Source organism: Brevundimonas sp. (assembly GCF_036677305.1).
Classification (GTDB): Bacteria; Pseudomonadota; Alphaproteobacteria; order Caulobacterales; family Caulobacteraceae; genus Brevundimonas.
Genome location: NZ_JAKFEB010000093.1, coordinates 13,572 through 30,188, shown reverse-complemented (window position 1 = coordinate 30,188; position 16,617 = coordinate 13,572). Strand labels below are relative to the sequence as shown.

The following is a 16,617-nucleotide window of genomic DNA, read 5'->3' as shown; positions in this document are numbered from 1 at the left end:
CCGGTGGACTGGGCCAAATGGATCGCGGTGCAGCTGGCGCGCGGCGCCCTGCCGGACGGGTCGCGGCTGTATTCGGAAGCCCGCGCGAACGAGATGTGGCGGCCCAACATCCTGATCTCCAACTCGGCCGGGCCGACGGCGCAGCTGCCGAACCGGGCCGTGGCCTCGACCTATGCGACGGGCTGGCAGGTGCAGGACTATCGCGGCGAGCGGATGATCACCCACGGCGGCGGGGCGCCGGGCTTCGTCTCCGGGACGGTGCTGATCCCCGGGCGCGACGCCGGCTTCTCGTATTTCACCAACGCCGAGGAGGGCTTCCTGACGCGGGCGCTGCGCAGCGGCATCACCGACATCGTCATGGGCAAGGCCGATTTCGACTGGGTCGCCGACGGCGTGCGGCTGAAGGCCGAGGGCGATGCGAAATCGATCGCGGCGGCGGCGGAAATCGACGCGAAACAGGCGGCGGGCGCGCCGCCGTCCCTGCCGCTTTCCGCCTTTGCCGGAACCTGGCGGGATCCCTGGTACGGCGACATCGTCATCGAGGCGCGGGACGTGGTCCTGTGGCTGAAATTCAGCCGCACGCCATCGCTGCAGGGGCCGCTGGAGCCGTATGACGGCGACACCCTGAGGACGCGGTTCACGGACCGGCGCGAGGAGGACCTGTTCATCACCTTCAAGGTCGAGAACGGCGTCCCCGTTGCGGCGACGATGAAGGCCGTCAGTCCGGATGCGGACTTCTCGTACGACTATCACGACCTGCGACTGACCAGGGTCTGAGCCGCGGCGCGGGAACCATACGGCAGCGTACGTCGTTCTGCCCCCGCATGCCCGGGGCGGGGGCGCGGGACGGGGGCGTGAATGGCCAGGACAACCGGAGGCGACACGGTTCACGACGAGGGTCGCTACCGGCTGCTGGTCAACGCCATCACCGACTACGCCATCTATATGCTGGACCCCGACGGGCGGGTGGTCAGCTGGAACGCGGGGGCCGAACGGTTCAAGGGCTATACGCCGGCCGAGATCGTCGGCGAACATTTCTCGCGCTTCTATTCGGCCGAGGACCGGGCCGCCGACGTGCCCGGAAACGCGCTGAGGCAGGCGGCGGCCGAGGGCCGTTTCGAACAGGAAGGCTGGCGGTACCGCAAGGACGGCGGCCGGTTCTGGGCCCATGTCGTCATTGACCCGATCTGGTCGCCCGAGGACGGCGCGCTGCTGGGCTACGCCAAGATCACGCGCGACCTGACGGAACGAAAGCTGGCGGCCGAGGCCCTGCGCAAGAGCGAGGAGGAGTTCCGGCTGCTGGTGCAGGGCGTGGTCGACTACGCCATCTACATGCTGGACCCCGAAGGGCGGGTCACGACCTGGAACATGGGCGCCCAGCGCATCAAGGGCTATCGGCCCGAGGAGATCATCGGCAGCCACTTCTCGCGCTTCTATACCGAGGACGAGCGGGCCGCGGGCGCTCCGGCCCACGCCCTGGCCCAGGCCGCCAGCGAGGGGCGGTTCGAGACCGAGGCCCTTCGCCTGCGCAAGGACGGCTCGCATTTCCGGGCGCATGTCGTGATCGATGCGATCCGGAACGAGGAGGGCGTGCTTCTGGGCTTCGCCAAGGTGACGCGCGACGTGACCGAGCGGGTCGAGGCCCAGCAGGCGCTGGAACGGACCCGTGAGGCGCTGTTCCAGTCGCAGAAGATCGAGGCCATCGGCCAGCTGACCGGCGGCATCGCCCATGATTTCAACAATCTGCTGATGGCGGTGCTGGGCAGTCTGGAGCTGGTGCGCAAGCGGCTGGACTATGACCCGCGGATCACGCCGCTGATCGACAATGCGATCCAGGGCGCCGAACGGGGCGCTGTCCTGACGCAGCGGATGCTGTCCTTCGCCCGCAAGCAGGAACTGACCTTCGTGGCCGTGGACGTCCCGGTGCTGGTCCGGGGGATGTCGGAATTCATCGAGCGGACCATCGGCCCGAGCGTCGAGGTGTCGATGCGTTTTCCAGCCGACCTGCCCCGGGTCCACACCGATCCCTACCAGCTTGAGGCCGCGCTTCTGAACCTGGTGGTCAATGCGCGGGACGCCATGCCGCGGGGCGGGACGATCCGCATCACCGCCGAAACCGGGGAGGAGCCCGGCCTTGTGCGGATCAGCGTCCAGGATACCGGCGAGGGGATGGACGCGGCGACGCTGCAGCGCGCGACGGAGCCCTTCTTCACCACCAAGGGGGCGGGCAAGGGAACGGGACTGGGCCTCTCGATGGTGCATGGACTCGCCGAGCAGTCGGGCGGCCGCTTCGGCCTGTCCAGCCGGGAGGGGGAGGGCGTCACGGCCGATATCTGGCTGCCCGTAGCGGGAGCTGACGAGGCCGCGGGGGCGGCGACGGGCAAGACGCCGGAGGCCTCCGGACGCCAGGGCCTTCGGATTCTGGTCGTGGACGACGACCGGCTGGTGCTGACCAATACGGTCGCCCTGCTCGAGGACCTGGGTCACTCGGTGATCGGGGCGGAATCGGCGAAGGAGGGGCTGAAGGCCCTGCAGCAGGATTCCCGCATCGACCTGGTCATCACCGATGAGGTCATGCCCAGGATGAGCGGCTCGCAGATGGCCGGCCGGATGCTGGAGTCGCGGCCCGGCCTGCCCATAGGCGTGGTCACCGGCTATGCCGATGTGGCGGATCAGGGCCGCCGTCTGAGTCTGGGATTGCCGCGCCTGGCCAAGCCCTTCACCCAGGACGCCCTGGCCGCCTTCGTCGATCAATTGATGCTGGCCGAGGCCGCGCCCGCCTGACGCGGCCCCGTTCGGCTACTCGGCGGTCTGGCGCCGGGAGACGCGGCCCGCCTCGAGCACGGGCATGCCGGCTTCGGTAGGGATGTAGATGGTCTCGCGGCCCGACTTGCCCGCGGTTTCCTTGAGCATGTCGATATAGGCCCAGCGCAGATAGTTGTCCGGGCCGCCGAGGCTCTCGGCCATGATGCGGTTGGCCTCGTTGGTGCCGCGGGCGCGGGCGACCTCGGCCTGGGCGGTCAGCTGGGCGGAATCGAGCGCGGCCTGGGCTTCCAGCACGCGGATGCGGCGGTCCTGGACGGCCTGCTCATAGGCCGCCTTGCCCTGCATCTGCTTCGAATAGACGTTGTAGGTCGGCAGGCCGATCAGGGCGATCGCCGCGAGGATGACGACGGCGATGACCGAGCCGATGGTGATGCTGAACCCGCGCATGGGGACCCCCTGAGGTTGGCGGAAACGCCCGCGCGACCAGAGTCGTCGCGGGCGGGCCGGGGGTCAAGGCGTCAGCGCGTCAGTTCCAGAATCTCGAGTTTGGAATCGACCTTCGGCCAGGGAATGACGAGCCGCCAGCGGTTGGAGCCGATCCGTTCGAAGACGCCGACCTGGTCGCGGACGGGCTGCTGGCCGTAGCGGGGGAAGCCGGTTTCATCCATGCCCCAGGCCTGGGCGCCGACGAAGACAAGACGATTGTCCGTATCCGGATAAAGGAGGCCGCGGGTGCGCTGCGAACCGGTGGTCTTGGTCAGGACCAGGTCGCCGCCGGGGGTCAGTTCGACGGTGCAGCGGAACCAGGGGTATTCGAGATAGCCGAGGCCGCCGGGCGAATTGCTGCCCAGTTTGACCGTGCGGCAGCGATAGGCGCCGGGCGGGGGCTGGAGCCGGCCCGCCTGACCGGCGTTGGGGTCGACGAGCGGTCCCAGCGCCTCGACCTTGTCAGCGAAGCCGTTGTCCTCGGCCTCGGCCCGGCCGAGACGCCAGGCCTGGTCCAGGCGGCCGAGACTGGCGGCGTCCGCGGCCGAAACGACCTTGCGCCAGTCGGCGGTTCCGCCCTGTTCGCCTTCGGCCGGAGGCGCGGGGGTCTGGCCGGGAGCGGCGGGTGGCGGCGTGGCGGCGTCGGCGGGCGGGACGGACGCGTCCGTCGGAGGGGCTGCAGGATCGGCGGCGGGCGGGGCGCTCTCTCCACAGGCGGCGAGCAGGGCGGCGAGCGAGGCGACGGCGATGAGGGTGCGCATACGGAGTCCTTGGGGCTGAACCGTGCAAACGGCTGGGCCGCGAAGGGGTTCAGCCGCCCTCTGACGATCGCGGGTCCAGCAGGACGCCGGCGACGGTGGCCGCCAGCAGGCGCGGGGCGAAGGGCAGGCGGGCGACCTTGCCCAGCACATGGTCGCGGACCCAGGGCAGCAGGCGGCCGTCGGCCTGGTAGAAGGGGGTGAAGCCGAGGCTGAGCGCCTGATACAGGCGCACATGCCAGCGGCGCGCGCGGGCGTAGGCGTTGAGGGCCGCGGGCAGGTCGCGGTGCTGTTTCAGGGCCTCGGCGAGGGCGAGGGCGTCCAGCAGGCCCATGTTCACGCCCTGGCCCAGCTGGGGACTGGTCGAATGGGCGGCGTCGCCCACGACGGCCAGCCGGTCGCCGACGGGCCGGGCGAGGGTGTGGTGGCCATAGGAGGCCAGGGTCATCTGTTCGCGGTCGGTGATGGCGTCCATGACCGGCGACAGCTCGGGCCAGAGGCGCAGGCAGTGTTCCTTCCAGGCCTCCAGTCCCAGCGCGTGCCAGTCGGCCCAGATCTCGGTCTTCAGGCTCCAGAAGAAGGTGGCCAGCGGAGCCGGATCGCCGGGAAGGGAGCCGCAGGGCAGGACGCCCAGCATGCGGCTGGCGCCCAGATAGACCTGCTCCAGCGCCGTCGGGTCGAAGGGCGCGCCGGGCCAGGGGACGGTGGTCCACAGGGCGCCCCAGGCGAGGTCGCGCCGCTCCGCGCCCATGCCTGCGGCGATGGCGGAACGCGCGCCCGAGGCGTCGATCACGAGGTTGAACGGCGTGGCGCTGCGGCGGCCGCCGCTGTCGATCAGCCGGCCCGCGTCGGCGGCGACGATCTCGCGGTCGGTCTCGAAGTCGACTCCGGCCTCGATGCAGGCGCGGTGCAGGATGTCGAACATGGCGGCGCGGTGGATGCCGACGGCCTGACGGGGCTGTTTCAGATCGCTGTAGCGGACGTCGAGGACGACGCGGCCGCGGCGGGCCTCGCGGCCGAAGATGTGATCGATGCGCTGGCCGACGGCCTCGACCTGCGGCGTCAGGCCGAGGCCGTCGAGGACGTGCAGGCCGGTCGGCTGGAGCATGAAGCCGGCGCCGACCGGGCGGGGCGTGGCGAACCGCTCGTGGACCATGACGCGGCGGCCCTGTCGGACCAGCATCAGGGCGACGGCCAGGCCGGCGGGGCCGGCGCCGATCACGGCGATGTCGGCCGGGCGCGGCCTGCGCGGCGGCGGCGGGATGTCGAGCGTGTCCCTGGCGGGCCGCGGTCTCCGGACCTTCGGGGCCTCGCGACCCGAGGCGGCCGGGGCCGCCGCCGGTTTCGCGCGCGACTTGCGCGGTTTCGGGGCCGGCGCCTTCGTCACGCGGGGACGAGTTCGATCACGTCGAGATTGGACTCGGCCTGCGGCCAGGGCAGGACCAGACGCCAGCGGCGGTCGCCGATCCGCTCCAGCACGGCGATCAGGTCGCGGTCCGGCCGCTGGCCGTAGGAGTTGGCGGCCGGCTCATCGGCGAGGGCGAGGGAGCCGAGCAGGACCATCTGGCGGTCGTTCTCGGGGAACAGCAGGCCCGAAGGACGCTGGCTGCCGGTCAGTTTGGAGAATTTCAGACCGCGCGGGGTCTGTTCGATGCGGCAGGCGAACCAGCCGTAGACGACATAGCCGAGGCCCTGCTCGCCGCCCTGGGAGCCCAGTTTGACGGTGCGGCAGCGGTAGGCGCCGGGCGGCGGGGCCACGGGCGCGCGGCGGAGGTCGGGGTCGATCAGGTCGCCGACCGAGCGCAGGTCGCCCGAGCCGGTCTGGCGGCGGGCCTGCTGCAGGGCCAGGGACCAGGCGGCGTCGCGGCGGGCGTAGCGGTCGCGGTCGGCCGCGGTGACGATGCCGCGCCAGTCGCGCAAGGCGGCGCCGCTTCCGGACGGCGGCGGGGGGGGCGGCGGGGCGCTGGCGCAGGCGGTCAGGGTCAGGGCCGCAAGGGCGATCAGGGCCGGGGATCGCGACAGTCGGGACATGGGCGCTCCGCTTGGGGTCGGGCGATCCTTGGGCCAGTCCGCGGCGCCGGCGTCAAGCGCGCCGGCGTCGCGATCGGGCGATCAATCCTCGGCGGGAGCCTCGACCTTGCGGCGCGGGGCGCGGCGCTTGGGCGCGGGAGCCTCTTCGGAGGCTTCGGCGACTTCCACGGCGGCCGGGGCCGGAGCGGACGAGCGGGTCAGGAAGCCCGGCAGGGCCGAGGGACCGTCGTCGGCGGCCACGCCGGCGTCGCGGCGCGGACGGCGCTCGGCCCGCGCGGGGCGTTCCGCGCGCTCGGGACGGTCCGCCGGTTCGGCGGATTCGGCGCGGGCTTCGGGCGCTTCGTCCGGGGACGGAGCGTCGCCCTCGGGGCGTTCGCCGCCTTCGCGGTCGAAGCGGGCGCTGCGTTCCAGCTGGCGGCGCTCCCAGCGCTCGCGGCGGGTTTCGCGGCGGCTGCCGTCGGGGTTGGTTCCGCCCTCGCCCTCGACGCGGGGCTCGCGGGGTTCGCGGTCGGCGCGCGGCTGGTCGTCGCGGTCGCGCCATTCGCGGCGCGGCTGTTCGCCCTGGCGGTCGTTCTGGCGGTCCTCGTTCTCGCGCTGACGGGCCTCGATCTGGGCGAGGCGGTCGGCCTCGACCTTTTCAGCGGCCATGATGGCGGCCGCCTGGGCGCCGGTCTCATCCTCGAAATCGATGTCGAAGCCCTGGCCGGCCAGTTCGCGCTGGGCGATCTCGGAGACGGGGCGCGAGGGCTGCAGGGCGCGCAGGACGCGGAAATAGTGTTCGGCGTGCTGGGTGTAGTTCTCGGCCAGGACGCGGTCGCCGGCGGCCGAGGCGTCGCGCGCCAGCTGCATGTAGCGTTCGTAGACGGTCTGGGCGTTGCCGCGGACCTTGATGTTCTCGGGACCCTGCGAGTCCCACGAACGGTTCGGGTTGGTGGCGTTGGCGTTGTTGTTTCCGCCGCCGCTGCCGGGCTTCCTGTTGCGTCCGCGCTGACGCTTCATGCCCTTGAAATCTCTCATCGGAGGCTACCGTGCTTTGTATGATGGACAGTCCGGGGCGATGGCCGCGGGCGCTGTCCGTGTGGTCGTTCCGCTTCGTTCCGGGGCCAATCCCCGCTGACGATGTGATCGGAAATCCGTATCTCCCTGTGGTCCGCCGGGCGACCGGCCCGACCGTCACTGCCCTGAGCGCGCGTGGATGGGCCGGAACCGGACCAAGGCGTGCGTTTTGGGTGGGAGACAGACGAAGACTTAGCGCGGGCGGAGCCGGTTTCCAAGGGGAAGTTTTCGGCCGCCTACATCCTGGGGATGGGATTGGTGCGCGGGTCGGGTCCGTTGGTGATCACGCGGTCGCGGTCGGACAGGTCCTTGACCACGATGACGTTCTCGAAACCGGCTTCCTCGAACAGGGTCCTGACCTGCGGGCCCTGGTCCCAGCCGATCTCGACGGCGAAGACACCGTCGGGCCTCAGGATGCGGCGGATCTCGGGGGCCAGTTCGCGATAGGCGACCAGGCCGTCGGGGCCGCCGTCCAGCGCCAGCAGGGGGTCGTGGTCGCGGACCTCGGGGTCGAGGCCGGGGATGTCGTCCGAGGGGATGTAGGGCGGGTTGGAGACGACCAGATCGAAACTGTCGTCGCCGAAACCGGCGGCCCATTCGGTGCGCAGGAAGGTGGCGCGGTTGTCGAGTTCGAGATTGGCGGCGTTCTCTTTCGCCACGGCCAGGGCCTCGGACGAGATGTCGGTGCCGACGCCGCGCGCCCCGGCCCGTTCGGCCAGGGTGGCCAGGAGGATGGCGCCCGAGCCGGTGCCCAGGTCGATCATCTCGAAGGCGCGGTTGGGCGGGAAGGCCAGCATGACGACGTCGAGGATGGCCTCGGTGTCCGGGCGGGGGCTGAGGACGTCGGGGGTGACGTTCAGCATGATCTTCCAGAAGCCCTTCTTGCCGAGGATGCGCGAGACCGGCTCGCGGCGCAGGCGGCGTTCGACATAGGCGTCCAGGGCGGCCTGCTGGTCGGCGGTGACCTCGCGATAGGGGTCGGCGAGGATGTCGGTTCGGGTGGCGCCGGTGGCGACCTCGAGCAGGAGGCGGGCGTCGATCGAGGGGCTGTCGATGCGGCCGGCCTTGAGGGTCGCGGTGGCGGCCTTCCAGGCGGTGACGAGGGTCGGGGCGGTCATGGCCGGATCTCCAGAGGGTCGCCGACGGCGATGCGGCCGCCCGTCTCGATCGAGACGTACAGGCCGCACAGCACATGGCCGTAGTGTTCGAACAGTGAAGCGCAGACGTCGATGTCGCGTTCACCGGTTTCGGGATTTGCGTGGGTCGCGGCGCAGCGGGTGATCGGTTTGACGCCCTTCAGGGCGACCTCGCCGACGACGATGTCGCGCCCGCTCCAGCCGTTCTCGACCCAGGGCTCCAGCCCCTCCACCCAGATGTTGGCGCGGAAGCGGCGGGGATCGAGCGGGCGGCCGATGCGGGCTTCGAGATCGCGCACGCTGGCGAGGTTGAGGATCGAGGCGAAGCCGTTGCGGCTGTCCATGAAGCGATGGCGGTCGCCGGCCGGAATGGTGCGCAGGGGGCCGTCGACGGCGTCGCCGAGGAAGTCGGTCAGCCAGGCGTCGAACCGGATACGTTCGTCGGGGTCGGACAGGCGGACGGCGAGGTCCGGATGGCCGTCGGCTTCAACCGTCATCACGTCGCTGGCTTCGTCCCAGCGGGTGCGGACCCGCGCGAGAGACGGATCGCGCATCAGGACGGTGAAGCGCGTCTTGGGCAGTTGCGTCGGCGCGGCGGGATCGAAGCCGGTGGGGCCGTCCTCGACGGCGTACATCCGGTCGCCGGGGAACCAGCCGCCGGCCCGCAGCCCGGCCTCGGCGAGAGGTTCGGGCGTGAAGCCTTTCACGGGGTGGCGCCAGAGGGCGGCGACGACGGCGTCGGTCATTCTGTTCGCTTGACGCGGACGCCCGCAGATTTCAAGTCGAAGCGGGGCGGAACGCGGTCCCGGCCGGAGCCGTTGTCGCGCGATGCGAAGTCAGTCGGGACACAAGAGCGGTCTGGGGCCGTGGGGGATCGCCGGCGCCATCGCGGGCGGTCTGGCCGCCGGAGCGGGCGCGGCGCATCTGCTGTATACGCGCGGCCACAAATACGGGATCGAGCTGCGGGCGAAACGGCCTGAACCGCTGCCCCCGCGCGCGCCCACCCCCGAGGATTTCGAGGCGAAGGAACCCGGCCGCGGCCGACTGGCGCAGCGACCCGAACATATCCCGCACAAGGGCTGGGTCGATATCTTCTGGCGGCTGGGGATGTCCTATTTCGGCGACCGGATCGGCTTCCTGGCGGGGGGCGTGACCTTCTTCGTCATGCTGTCGCTGTTCCCGACGCTGGCGGCCTTCGTGACGGTCTACGGCCTGTTCGCCGATCCGACGGACGCGGCGGCGCGGGTGTCGTTCCTCTATTCCGTGATGCCGTCGGGCGTGGCGCAGTTCCTGTCGGGCGAGATGCAGCGGCTGGCCGAGAATTCGAACACCCAGCTGACCTTCACCCTCGTCTGGACCCTGGCCCTGTCGCTGTGGACCGCCAACGGGGCGATCAAGGTGCTCTTCTACGGGCTGAACGTCGCCTATCACGAGGTCGAGAAGCGGCACATCGTCAAATACAACCTGATGTGCATGGCCTTCACGGTCGGCGGCCTGGCCTCGATCCTGATCACGGCGGCCATCATCGTGGGCGTGCCGCTGGTGCTGGGCGTGTTCGGCTGGGCGGCCGAGTGGAGCTATCTGGCGCCGTTCCGGTGGCCGGTGCTGCTGCTCGTCTATATCGCGGCCCTGACGCTGATCTACCGGATGGGGCCGTGCCGTCAGAAGGCGCGGTGGCGCTGGCTGACGCCGGGGGCGATCTTCGCGGCCTTCCTGAGCCTGACCCTGTCGCTGATCTTCAGCTGGTATCTGCAGACCTTCGTGCGCACGGCGTCCTACGGACCGCTGGCGGCGATGATGGGTTTCCTGCTGTGGACCTGGCTGAGCGTGCAGATCATCCTGATGGGCGCCGAGCTGAACGCCGAGATCGAACACCAGACGGCGATCGACACGACGACCGGCGATCCGCTGGCGATCGGCGAGCGCGGGGCGGTGGTGGCGGACACGGTCGGACCCAAGCGCGGCAATCCGGCGGCGCTGGCCTTCACGATGCGGCACGCCGAGGCGCTGTCGGACCGCTTGCTGAAACGGAAGATCCGAAGCCAGTGAGGCGGACTTCTCCCTCCCCTTCATGGGGAGGGTGGTCGCGAAGCGACCGGGTGGGGAATTTCAGGCTTACCCCACCCTGTCGTCGCTTCGCGCCGACATCCCTCCCCATAAAGGGGAGGGAGAGCCTATGCGTCCTTTACCCGAACTCGGCTTCCAGATCGGCCAGACGGGCGGCCTGATCCTCGGCGATGAGGGCGTTCAGCAGGGGATCGATGTCGCCCTCGAGAATCTGCGGCAGGCTGTGCAGGGTCAGGCCGATGCGGTGGTCGGTCACCCGGCCCTGCGGGAAGTTGTAGGTGCGGATGCGCTCGGACCGGTCGCCCGAGCCGACCTGCGACTTGCGGGCGTCGGAACGGGCGTTGTCCTTGGCCTGACGCTGCATGTCGTAGAGGCGGACGCGCAGGTTCTTCATCGCCTTGTCGCGGTTCACGTGCTGCGACTTCTCGGACGAGGTGACCACGATCCCCGAGGGGAAGTGGGTGATGCGCACGGCGGAGTCGGTCTTGTTGACGTGCTGGCCGCCCGAGCCGGAGGCGCGGAAGGTGTCGATGCGGATGTCCTTGTCCTGGATGTCGATCTCGACGTCCTCGACCTCGGGCAGGACGGCGACCGTGGCGGCCGAGGTGTGGATGCGCCCCTGCGCCTCGGTCGAGGGCACGCGCTGGACGCGGTGGACGCCGCTTTCGAACTTCAGCCGGCCGAAGACGCCGTCGCCGGTGACGGTGGCGATGATCTCCTTGTAGCCGCCGGCGTCGCCCTCGGTGGCCGAGTCGAGCTCGACCTTCCAGCCGCGGGTCGAGGCGTAGCGCGAATACATCCGGAACAGGTCGCCGGCGAACAGGGCGGCCTCGTCGCCGCCGGTGCCGGCGCGCACTTCCAGCACGGCCGAGGCGTTCTCGTCGGCGTCGCGCGGGGCCAGCAGCAGGGCCACGTCCCGCTCCATGTCGGGCAGGGTTTCCTTGAGGGTCTGCAACTCCTCGGCGGCCATTTCGGCCATCTCGGGATCGGCGGCCATGGCCTCGAGGTCGGCCATTTCGGCGCGGGTCTTCGCCAGCGCCATGACGGCGTCGGCGACGGGCTTCATCTCCGCGTGCTCTTTCGACAGGCGGACGATCTCGGCCCCGTCGGACGCAGCGCCCATCCGCGCCTCCACCTGGTGGAAGCGGTCGAGGACCTGATCGAGACGGGCCTGGGGCAGTCGCAAGGGGCGGATTTCCTGTGGGGATGAACGGGCCGGAGGCATAGCCCAGCGGGTCCCCGGCTGTCGAGGAAGGCTGTCGCGGCGGGATGGCGTGATCGTGACCCGGCCTCACAAGCCCGTCAGAGCCGGTTCCGCCCGGCCGGGGCGGCCCCCAGCTATGCCTTTGTCGAGACTGGAGGGCGCATGTTTGATGGAACGCTGAACGCGACGGGCCGTGACCGGGGCGAGCTTGAACGGTTGCGCGCGAAGTATGACGGCCTGCTGGCGGATCCGCCCGCCCCGCCGGGAGACGAGGCGCTGACGGAACTGGTGGGCATGGCCGGGATCTTCGATCTCGACGTCTCGCGGCCCGCCGCGGAGCTGTGGCGCGATCTGCGCGCCGTACTGGCGCGGCAGGGCGGTCCGACGACAGGAGCGCTGAACGCTGTCCCCGCACACGGCCCCCTGACCCTGATGGTGGTCGAGGACGACCCCGACATGGCCTCGGATCTGACCGAGATGCTGGCGGGCGCCGGGCATGGCGTGGTCGGACCCTTTTCCGACGCGGCGGCGGCCCGGACCGCAGCGGGGCTGCATGCCGTCGATCTGGCCCTGCTGGACATCAATCTGGCGGGGGATGACGACGGCGTCGATCTGGCCCGGACGCTGACGCAAACCTGGGGCGTCCCGGTCATCTTCCTGACCGGCAATGTCGAGGCGGCGGCCCGGCATGTCCGGCTGGCGACCGCCCTTGTGCTGAAACCCTACGGCGCCCGCGACGTGCTGGACGCCATCGCCCGGACGGTCGCCAGCGGGGCCGTGGCGTCCTGACGCAACCAAAGCCGCGGCGAAGCTTTGCGGAGAGAACCGCGACCGTGCGATTGGACTGAATGGAAACCTTCCTGCTGTTCTTCGTGGTCGGCGTGCTGGCGCAATCGGTCGATGGCGCCCTGGGCATGGCCTATGGGGTGATCTCGTCCTCGGTGCTGCTCGCGTTCGGGGTGCCGCCGGCCATGGCCTCGGCCAGCGTGCACGGCGCGGAGGTCTTCACCACCGCGGCCTCGGCCGGCAGCCATGTGGCGCACAGGAACGTGGACTGGCGGCTGCTGGTCCCGCTGGCGGCGGCGGGGATCATCGGCGGTTGCCTCGGGGCCTATGTGCTGGCCGGGATCGAGGGCGAGGTGATCAAGCCCTTCGTGGTCGCCTATCTGGGGCTGATGGGTCTCTACATCCTGTGGCGGGCCGGCCATGACATCCTGATCCGCCATATTCCCTCATGGGTGACCTGGCCGCTGGGCATGGTCGGGGGCTTTCTCGACGCCGTCGGCGGCGGCGGCTGGGGACCGACGGTGTCCTCGACCCTGGTCGGGGCCGGGCAGGAGCCGCGGCGCGCCATCGGCACGGCCAATACGGCCGAATTCTTTCTGACCGTGGCGATCAGCGCCACCTTCGTCTGGGCCCTGATGACGGGCCACTGGGCCGAGGCCGGCGCGCTGGAACACCATGCGTCGGCGATCGGCGGGCTGGTGGTCGGGGGACTGGTCGCGGCGCCCTTCGCGGGCCTGATCACCAAACGCGTGCCGCGCAAGGCGATGACCTATGCGGTCGGCGCGGTGCTGCTGGTGCTGGCGGGGTTCCAGGGGCTGCAGCTGGCGGGGGTCGTGGCCTAAGCCATTGGCCGCGCTACCTGAATGGGTCTTTGGCGGGCTGGACACGCGTCAAGCGGGTGGAGTACTTACGGCCAAGCTCGCGTGTTGTGAGCCATTCCTTTGGGGGGAACCATGAAAAAGACCTTGGCGGTCGCGCTCAGCGCGGCTGTAGCTCTGTCCGCCTGCGCGACGGCGCCCAATGACATCCAGGCGACCTACGTCTCGCCGCTCCAGTACCAGAGCTACAACTGCAGCCAGGTGCGCACCGAACTGGTGCGTATTTCGTCGCGGGTCAGCGAAGTCACGGGCCAGCAGCAGCGCCAGGCCAATAACGACGCCATCGCCATGGGCGTCGGTCTCGTCATCTTCTGGCCCGCCCTGTTCTTCCTCGCCGGCGGCAACGACAAGAAGGAAGAGCTCGGTCGTCTGAAGGGCGAGTACGAAGCCCTCCAGGTCGCCGGGACCGAGAAGCAGTGCGGCTTTGATCAGGCCCAGCCGGCAGCCGCCGCGCAATAGATCGCGTCAGACCGGCCGGGTTTCCACGAAGCTCGGCCGGTCTTCCAGCGCCTCGTGAAGCTTCACGAGAGACGGCCGGCCGCCGCGCCAGTCGAATTCGGGATGGCGGAAGCCGATCCAGGCCACGGCGCAGCCGGCGGTGATGACGCCCATGTCCAGCCGCGCCGCCCCGGGCCGGGCGGCCTCGAGCGCGTCGAGGGCGCGGGCCATGTTGGCGGTCCAGCGCGCCATCCATGACGGCGAGCGCTCGTCTTCGGGACGGCGGATCTCCAGCAACAGTTTGACGCCCATTTCCAGCGCGCCGTTGGCGAGCGTCTCCATGCGCCGCACCCGCAGGCGGTCGGCTCCCTCGGCGGGCAGCAGGCGCGGCCCCGAGCCGATGGCGTCCAGATATTCGCAGATGACCGGGCTGTCGCTGACCGGCAGGCCGTCTTCGGCGATCAGGGTCGGGGCCTGGACGATGGGGTTGGCGGCGAGCAGTTCGGGCGTGTTGGCGTAGGGATCGACCATGATCTCCTCGATCCGGTCCATCAGGCCCTTCTCGCGCGCGACGATGCGGCATTTGCGGGCGAAGGGAGAGGGGGCGGTGACGTAGAGTTTCATGGTCGCCTTTGCAGCGGGCGCCGGACTATTCGGCGGGTTCGAGGACCGGGGCCGGGGCCTGGGCCGCGCGGGCGGCGTCCAGTTCGGCGGCCTTCTGTTCGACCAGGTGGACGATCTCGTCGATCATGCCCTCATTGGCCTGTTTGTGGGCCATCTTGCCGTTCAGATAGACCATGCCGGCGCCCTTGCCGCCGCCGGTGAAGCCGACGTCCGTATACAGGGCCTCGCCCGGTCCGTTGACGACGCAGCCGATGATCGACAGCGACATGGGCGTGGTCACATGGGCCAGCTTCTCTTCCAGGATGCCGACGGTCTCGATGACGTTGAACCCCTGACGCGCGCAGGACGGGCAGGCGATGATGTTGACGCCCCGGTGGCGCAGACCCAGCGACTTGAGGATGTCGAAGCCGACCTTGATCTCTTCCACGGGGTCGGCGGCGAGAGAGACGCGGATGGTGTCGCCGATCCCGGCCCACAGCATGTTCCCCATGCCGATGGCGGACTTGATGGTGCCCGAGCGCAGCGGGCCCGCCTCGGTGACGCCGAGGTGCAGGGGGCAGTCGATGGCCTCGGCCAGCTGCTGGTAGGCGGCGACGGTCAGGAAGGGGTCGGACGCCTTCACCGAGATCTTGAACTCGTGGAAGTCGTGGTCCTGCAGGATGCGGGCGTGGTTGAGGGCGCTCTCGACCATGGCCTCGGGGCAGGGCTCGCCGTATTTCTCGAGCAGTTCGCGCTCCAGCGAGCCGGCGTTGACGCCGATGCGCATCGAGCAGCCGTGGTCCTTGGCGGCCTGGATGACCTCGCGCACGCGGTCGGGCGAGCCGATGTTGCCCGGATTGATGCGCAGGCAGGCGGCGCCCGCCTGGGCGGCCTCGATGCCGCGCTTGTAGTGGAAGTGGATGTCGGCGACGAGCGGGACCTTCGCCTCGCGCACGATCTGGCGGAAGGCGGCGGTGGACTCCTCGTCCGGGCAGGAGACGCGGACGATGTCGGCCCCGGCCTCTTCCAGCTGGCGGATCTGGTCGATGGTCGCGGCCGCATCCGAGGTCGGCGTATTGGTCATCGACTGGACGCTGATCGGCGCATCGCCGCCCACGGGCACGGAGCCGACCATGATCTGGCGGCTCTTGCGGCGTTCGATGTGACGCCAGGGACGGATATGCGAATGGTCAGCGCTCATGACGGGCGCAACATAGGCCTTCGAATGCGGCAAGGCCACGACGCGTGCTGTCGCAATCAGCCGGCGGGGGTGACGACCATGGCCGACTGGACGGTGGCGGCGCGGGCCTGGGCCTCGGCCTGCGCGGCCTGGGCCCGGGCGGCGGCCTCGGCGGCGGTCTGGCGGGCCAGGGTCTGGGCGCGGGCGCTCAGCTGGCTGAGCGGCGTCTGTTCGGCGGTCAGCGTGCCGCCGTGCTCGCCGTTCAGATAGACGTCGAAATCGGCGAAGTCGGACGAGGCGTCGACCACGGCGGACAGGCCGACCGGCGCGCGCCAGGCGTCGCCGGGGGCCAGCTGGCGGGCGAACAGGACCCGGCCGTCGGCCATGCGGACCACGAGGCTGGCGGCCTTGCGGGCCTGGATGACGACCTGGGAGGCGCTGGCCGAGGCGCCGTAGATGGCGCCGCGCGGGTTGAAGGCGCGCTGGACCGGCGAGGCGGAGGAGGCGGCGGCGGCCAGGCCCTCGGGCGAGGTCGGATCGACGCCCGTCAGCTCGGCCTCGAGGCCGGGGGTGACGTAGAGGGCCGGAATGGTCTGGTCGGGCGGGGCCGGCTGCGGCGCCGAGAGGCGCAGGGACTGGCCGGGGACGGCGCCCAGGGTCCAGCTTTCGGGCACGGCGGCGATGTCCGAGGGCTGGGGCGCGCGCATCAGGCTGACGCGCTGGAAGACGTTCCAGCCGACCACGGCGACGATCAGGGCCAGGCCGGCGGCGATCAGGCGCGGCGAGTAGCGGCGGACGTCCTCGAAGGCGACGCCGACGGGGGCCTGGAGCGGCACCGAGGGGTCGGGAGTCTCGCGCTTGAACCGTTCGACCGCCAGCTGTTCGTCCAGCCCCAGGGCGTCGGCGTAGGCGCGGACGTAGCCGATGGAGAAGACGCGGTTGGGCAGGGTCGAGAAGTCGTTCTGTTCCAGCGCGGTCAGATAGCGGGCGGGCACGCGGGTGACGGCGGACAGCTCGGCCAGGGACCGGCCGGACTGCTCGCGGGCTGCGCGGAGGCCGTCGCCGAGGGTCGCCGCGTCCGTGATCGACGGAACGACGTCCTTCCATTCAGGATGAGCCCGGAACTCTTCGGACCCGCTGCCTGTATCCAACGCCATGGCGCCTGACCCCACACTCGGCGCGCAAGGGGTGTCCCCATGCGGCGCCGTACTCGAACTCGGGGCCTGTA

At 70.5% G+C, this 16,617-nt stretch carries 17 protein-coding genes; 6 read left to right on the top strand and 11 right to left on the bottom strand.

What is annotated here, in order from left to right; translation table 11 throughout:
* The coding region (locus V6M42_RS05775) for a DUF3471 domain-containing protein (protein WP_332677753.1) at window positions 1-777 on the top strand (777 nt) is incomplete at its 5' end.
* 81 nt (window positions 778-858) lie between these two features.
* Window positions 859-2,784, top strand: coding sequence for a hybrid sensor histidine kinase/response regulator (locus tag V6M42_RS05770; protein ID WP_332677751.1), 1,926 nt, complete (start codon window positions 859-861; stop codon window positions 2,782-2,784).
* Between the two features lie 15 nt (window positions 2,785-2,799).
* Here the strand turns inward: V6M42_RS05770 and V6M42_RS05765 are convergent, their stop codons facing one another.
* The 7 genes from V6M42_RS05765 to V6M42_RS05735 form a co-directional block, all read right to left on the bottom strand.
* Window positions 2,800-3,213 carry a hypothetical protein gene (locus tag V6M42_RS05765; protein ID WP_332661080.1) on the bottom strand — a complete coding sequence of 138 codons (414 nt, stop codon included), beginning with the start codon at window positions 3,211-3,213 and terminating at the stop codon, window positions 2,800-2,802.
* Between the two features lie 71 nt (window positions 3,214-3,284).
* Window positions 3,285-4,013 carry a DUF4893 domain-containing protein gene (locus tag V6M42_RS05760; RefSeq protein ID WP_332677749.1) on the bottom strand — a complete coding sequence of 243 codons (729 nt, stop codon included), beginning with the start codon at window positions 4,011-4,013 and terminating at the stop codon, window positions 3,285-3,287.
* A gap of 49 nt (window positions 4,014-4,062) precedes the next feature.
* A complete protein-coding gene (locus V6M42_RS05755; RefSeq protein ID WP_332677748.1) occupies window positions 4,063-5,397 on the bottom strand; it encodes an FAD-dependent oxidoreductase in 1,335 nt (444 codons plus the stop codon).
* Window positions 5,394-6,041, bottom strand: a complete 648-nt coding sequence (locus V6M42_RS05750; protein WP_332677747.1) for a DUF4893 domain-containing protein — start codon at window positions 6,039-6,041, stop codon at window positions 5,394-5,396. Before V6M42_RS05750 ends, V6M42_RS05755 begins: the two co-directional genes overlap by 4 nt.
* 81 nt (window positions 6,042-6,122) lie before the next feature.
* Entirely contained in the window at window positions 6,123-7,058 is a 936-nt protein-coding gene (locus V6M42_RS05745) for a DUF4167 domain-containing protein (protein ID WP_332677745.1), read from the bottom strand.
* A 275-nt stretch (window positions 7,059-7,333) separates the two neighbouring features.
* Complete coding sequence (gene prmC, locus V6M42_RS05740) at window positions 7,334-8,215, bottom strand: peptide chain release factor N(5)-glutamine methyltransferase (RefSeq protein WP_332677743.1); 882 nt, start codon at window positions 8,213-8,215, stop codon at window positions 7,334-7,336.
* On the bottom strand, window positions 8,212-8,979 hold the full coding sequence (locus V6M42_RS05735) for an MOSC domain-containing protein (protein ID WP_332677742.1): 768 nt from the start codon (window positions 8,977-8,979) through the stop codon (window positions 8,212-8,214). The genes prmC and V6M42_RS05735 overlap by 4 nt, the downstream gene beginning before the upstream one ends.
* 82 nt (window positions 8,980-9,061) lie before the next feature.
* Here V6M42_RS05735 and V6M42_RS05730 point away from each other — a divergent pair, with 82 nt between their 5' ends.
* Entirely contained in the window at window positions 9,062-10,282 is a 1,221-nt protein-coding gene (locus V6M42_RS05730; protein WP_332661068.1) for a YihY/virulence factor BrkB family protein, read from the top strand.
* 136 nt (window positions 10,283-10,418) lie between these two features.
* Here the strand turns inward: V6M42_RS05730 and prfA are convergent, their stop codons facing one another.
* Window positions 10,419-11,486: a peptide chain release factor 1 gene (gene prfA, locus V6M42_RS05725; protein WP_332677741.1), complete on the bottom strand. Its 1,068-nt coding sequence runs from the start codon at window positions 11,484-11,486 to the stop codon at window positions 10,419-10,421.
* 180 nt (window positions 11,487-11,666) lie between these two features.
* Between prfA and V6M42_RS05720 the strand changes: the two genes are divergently transcribed.
* From V6M42_RS05720 to V6M42_RS05710, 3 genes are all read left to right on the top strand, one after another.
* Window positions 11,667-12,293 (top strand): response regulator, encoded by a 627-nt coding sequence (locus V6M42_RS05720; protein ID WP_332677739.1) that lies wholly within the window; start codon window positions 11,667-11,669, stop codon window positions 12,291-12,293.
* Between the two features lie 59 nt (window positions 12,294-12,352).
* Window positions 12,353-13,132, top strand: a complete 780-nt coding sequence (locus V6M42_RS05715) for a sulfite exporter TauE/SafE family protein (RefSeq protein ID WP_332661064.1) — start codon at window positions 12,353-12,355, stop codon at window positions 13,130-13,132.
* 111 nt (window positions 13,133-13,243) lie between these two features.
* Complete coding sequence (locus V6M42_RS05710) at window positions 13,244-13,627, top strand: hypothetical protein (protein ID WP_332661062.1); 384 nt, start codon at window positions 13,244-13,246, stop codon at window positions 13,625-13,627.
* A 6-nt stretch (window positions 13,628-13,633) separates the two neighbouring features.
* Here V6M42_RS05710 and V6M42_RS05705 read toward each other — a convergent pair whose 3' ends face one another.
* Genes V6M42_RS05705 through V6M42_RS05695 form a run of 3 tightly spaced genes read right to left on the bottom strand, consistent with a single transcriptional unit; the run spans window position 13,634 to window position 16,546 of the window.
* A complete protein-coding gene (locus V6M42_RS05705; protein ID WP_332677737.1) occupies window positions 13,634-14,230 on the bottom strand; it encodes a glutathione S-transferase N-terminal domain-containing protein in 597 nt (198 codons plus the stop codon).
* A gap of 25 nt (window positions 14,231-14,255) precedes the next feature.
* Window positions 14,256-15,410: a flavodoxin-dependent (E)-4-hydroxy-3-methylbut-2-enyl-diphosphate synthase gene (gene ispG, locus V6M42_RS05700; protein ID WP_332677735.1), complete on the bottom strand. Its 1,155-nt coding sequence runs from the start codon at window positions 15,408-15,410 to the stop codon at window positions 14,256-14,258.
* Between the two features lie 56 nt (window positions 15,411-15,466).
* Window positions 15,467-16,546 (bottom strand): helix-turn-helix domain-containing protein, encoded by a 1,080-nt coding sequence (locus V6M42_RS05695; protein WP_332677733.1) that lies wholly within the window; start codon window positions 16,544-16,546, stop codon window positions 15,467-15,469.
* Window positions 16,547-16,617 lie beyond the last annotated feature (71 nt).

Bases quoted from the DNA above. Each gene is read 5' to 3' on its own strand.
- prmC (WP_332677743.1), bottom strand. From the start codon at position 8,215: ATGACCGCCCCGACCCTCGTCACCGCCTGGAAGGCCGCCACCGCGACC.
- V6M42_RS05765 (WP_332661080.1), bottom strand. From the start codon at position 3,213: ATGCGCGGGTTCAGCATCACCATCGGCTCGGTCATCGCCGTCGTCATC.
- V6M42_RS05720 (WP_332677739.1), top strand. From the start codon at position 11,667: ATGTTTGATGGAACGCTGAACGCGACGGGCCGTGACCGGGGCGAGCTT.
- V6M42_RS05745 (WP_332677745.1), bottom strand. From the start codon at position 7,058: ATGAGAGATTTCAAGGGCATGAAGCGTCAGCGCGGACGCAACAGGAAG.
- V6M42_RS05750 (WP_332677747.1), bottom strand. From the start codon at position 6,041: ATGTCCCGACTGTCGCGATCCCCGGCCCTGATCGCCCTTGCGGCCCTG.
- V6M42_RS05735 (WP_332677742.1), bottom strand. From the start codon at position 8,979: ATGACCGACGCCGTCGTCGCCGCCCTCTGGCGCCACCCCGTGAAAGGC.
- V6M42_RS05730 (WP_332661068.1), top strand. From the start codon at position 9,062: ATGCGAAGTCAGTCGGGACACAAGAGCGGTCTGGGGCCGTGGGGGATC.
- V6M42_RS05770 (WP_332677751.1), top strand. From the start codon at position 859: ATGGCCAGGACAACCGGAGGCGACACGGTTCACGACGAGGGTCGCTAC.
- V6M42_RS05705 (WP_332677737.1), bottom strand. From the start codon at position 14,230: ATGAAACTCTACGTCACCGCCCCCTCTCCCTTCGCCCGCAAATGCCGC.
- V6M42_RS05715 (WP_332661064.1), top strand. From the start codon at position 12,353: ATGGAAACCTTCCTGCTGTTCTTCGTGGTCGGCGTGCTGGCGCAATCG.
- V6M42_RS05710 (WP_332661062.1), top strand. From the start codon at position 13,244: ATGAAAAAGACCTTGGCGGTCGCGCTCAGCGCGGCTGTAGCTCTGTCC.
- V6M42_RS05760 (WP_332677749.1), bottom strand. From the start codon at position 4,013: ATGCGCACCCTCATCGCCGTCGCCTCGCTCGCCGCCCTGCTCGCCGCC.
- V6M42_RS05695 (WP_332677733.1), bottom strand. From the start codon at position 16,546: ATGGCGTTGGATACAGGCAGCGGGTCCGAAGAGTTCCGGGCTCATCCT.
- ispG (WP_332677735.1), bottom strand. From the start codon at position 15,410: ATGAGCGCTGACCATTCGCATATCCGTCCCTGGCGTCACATCGAACGC.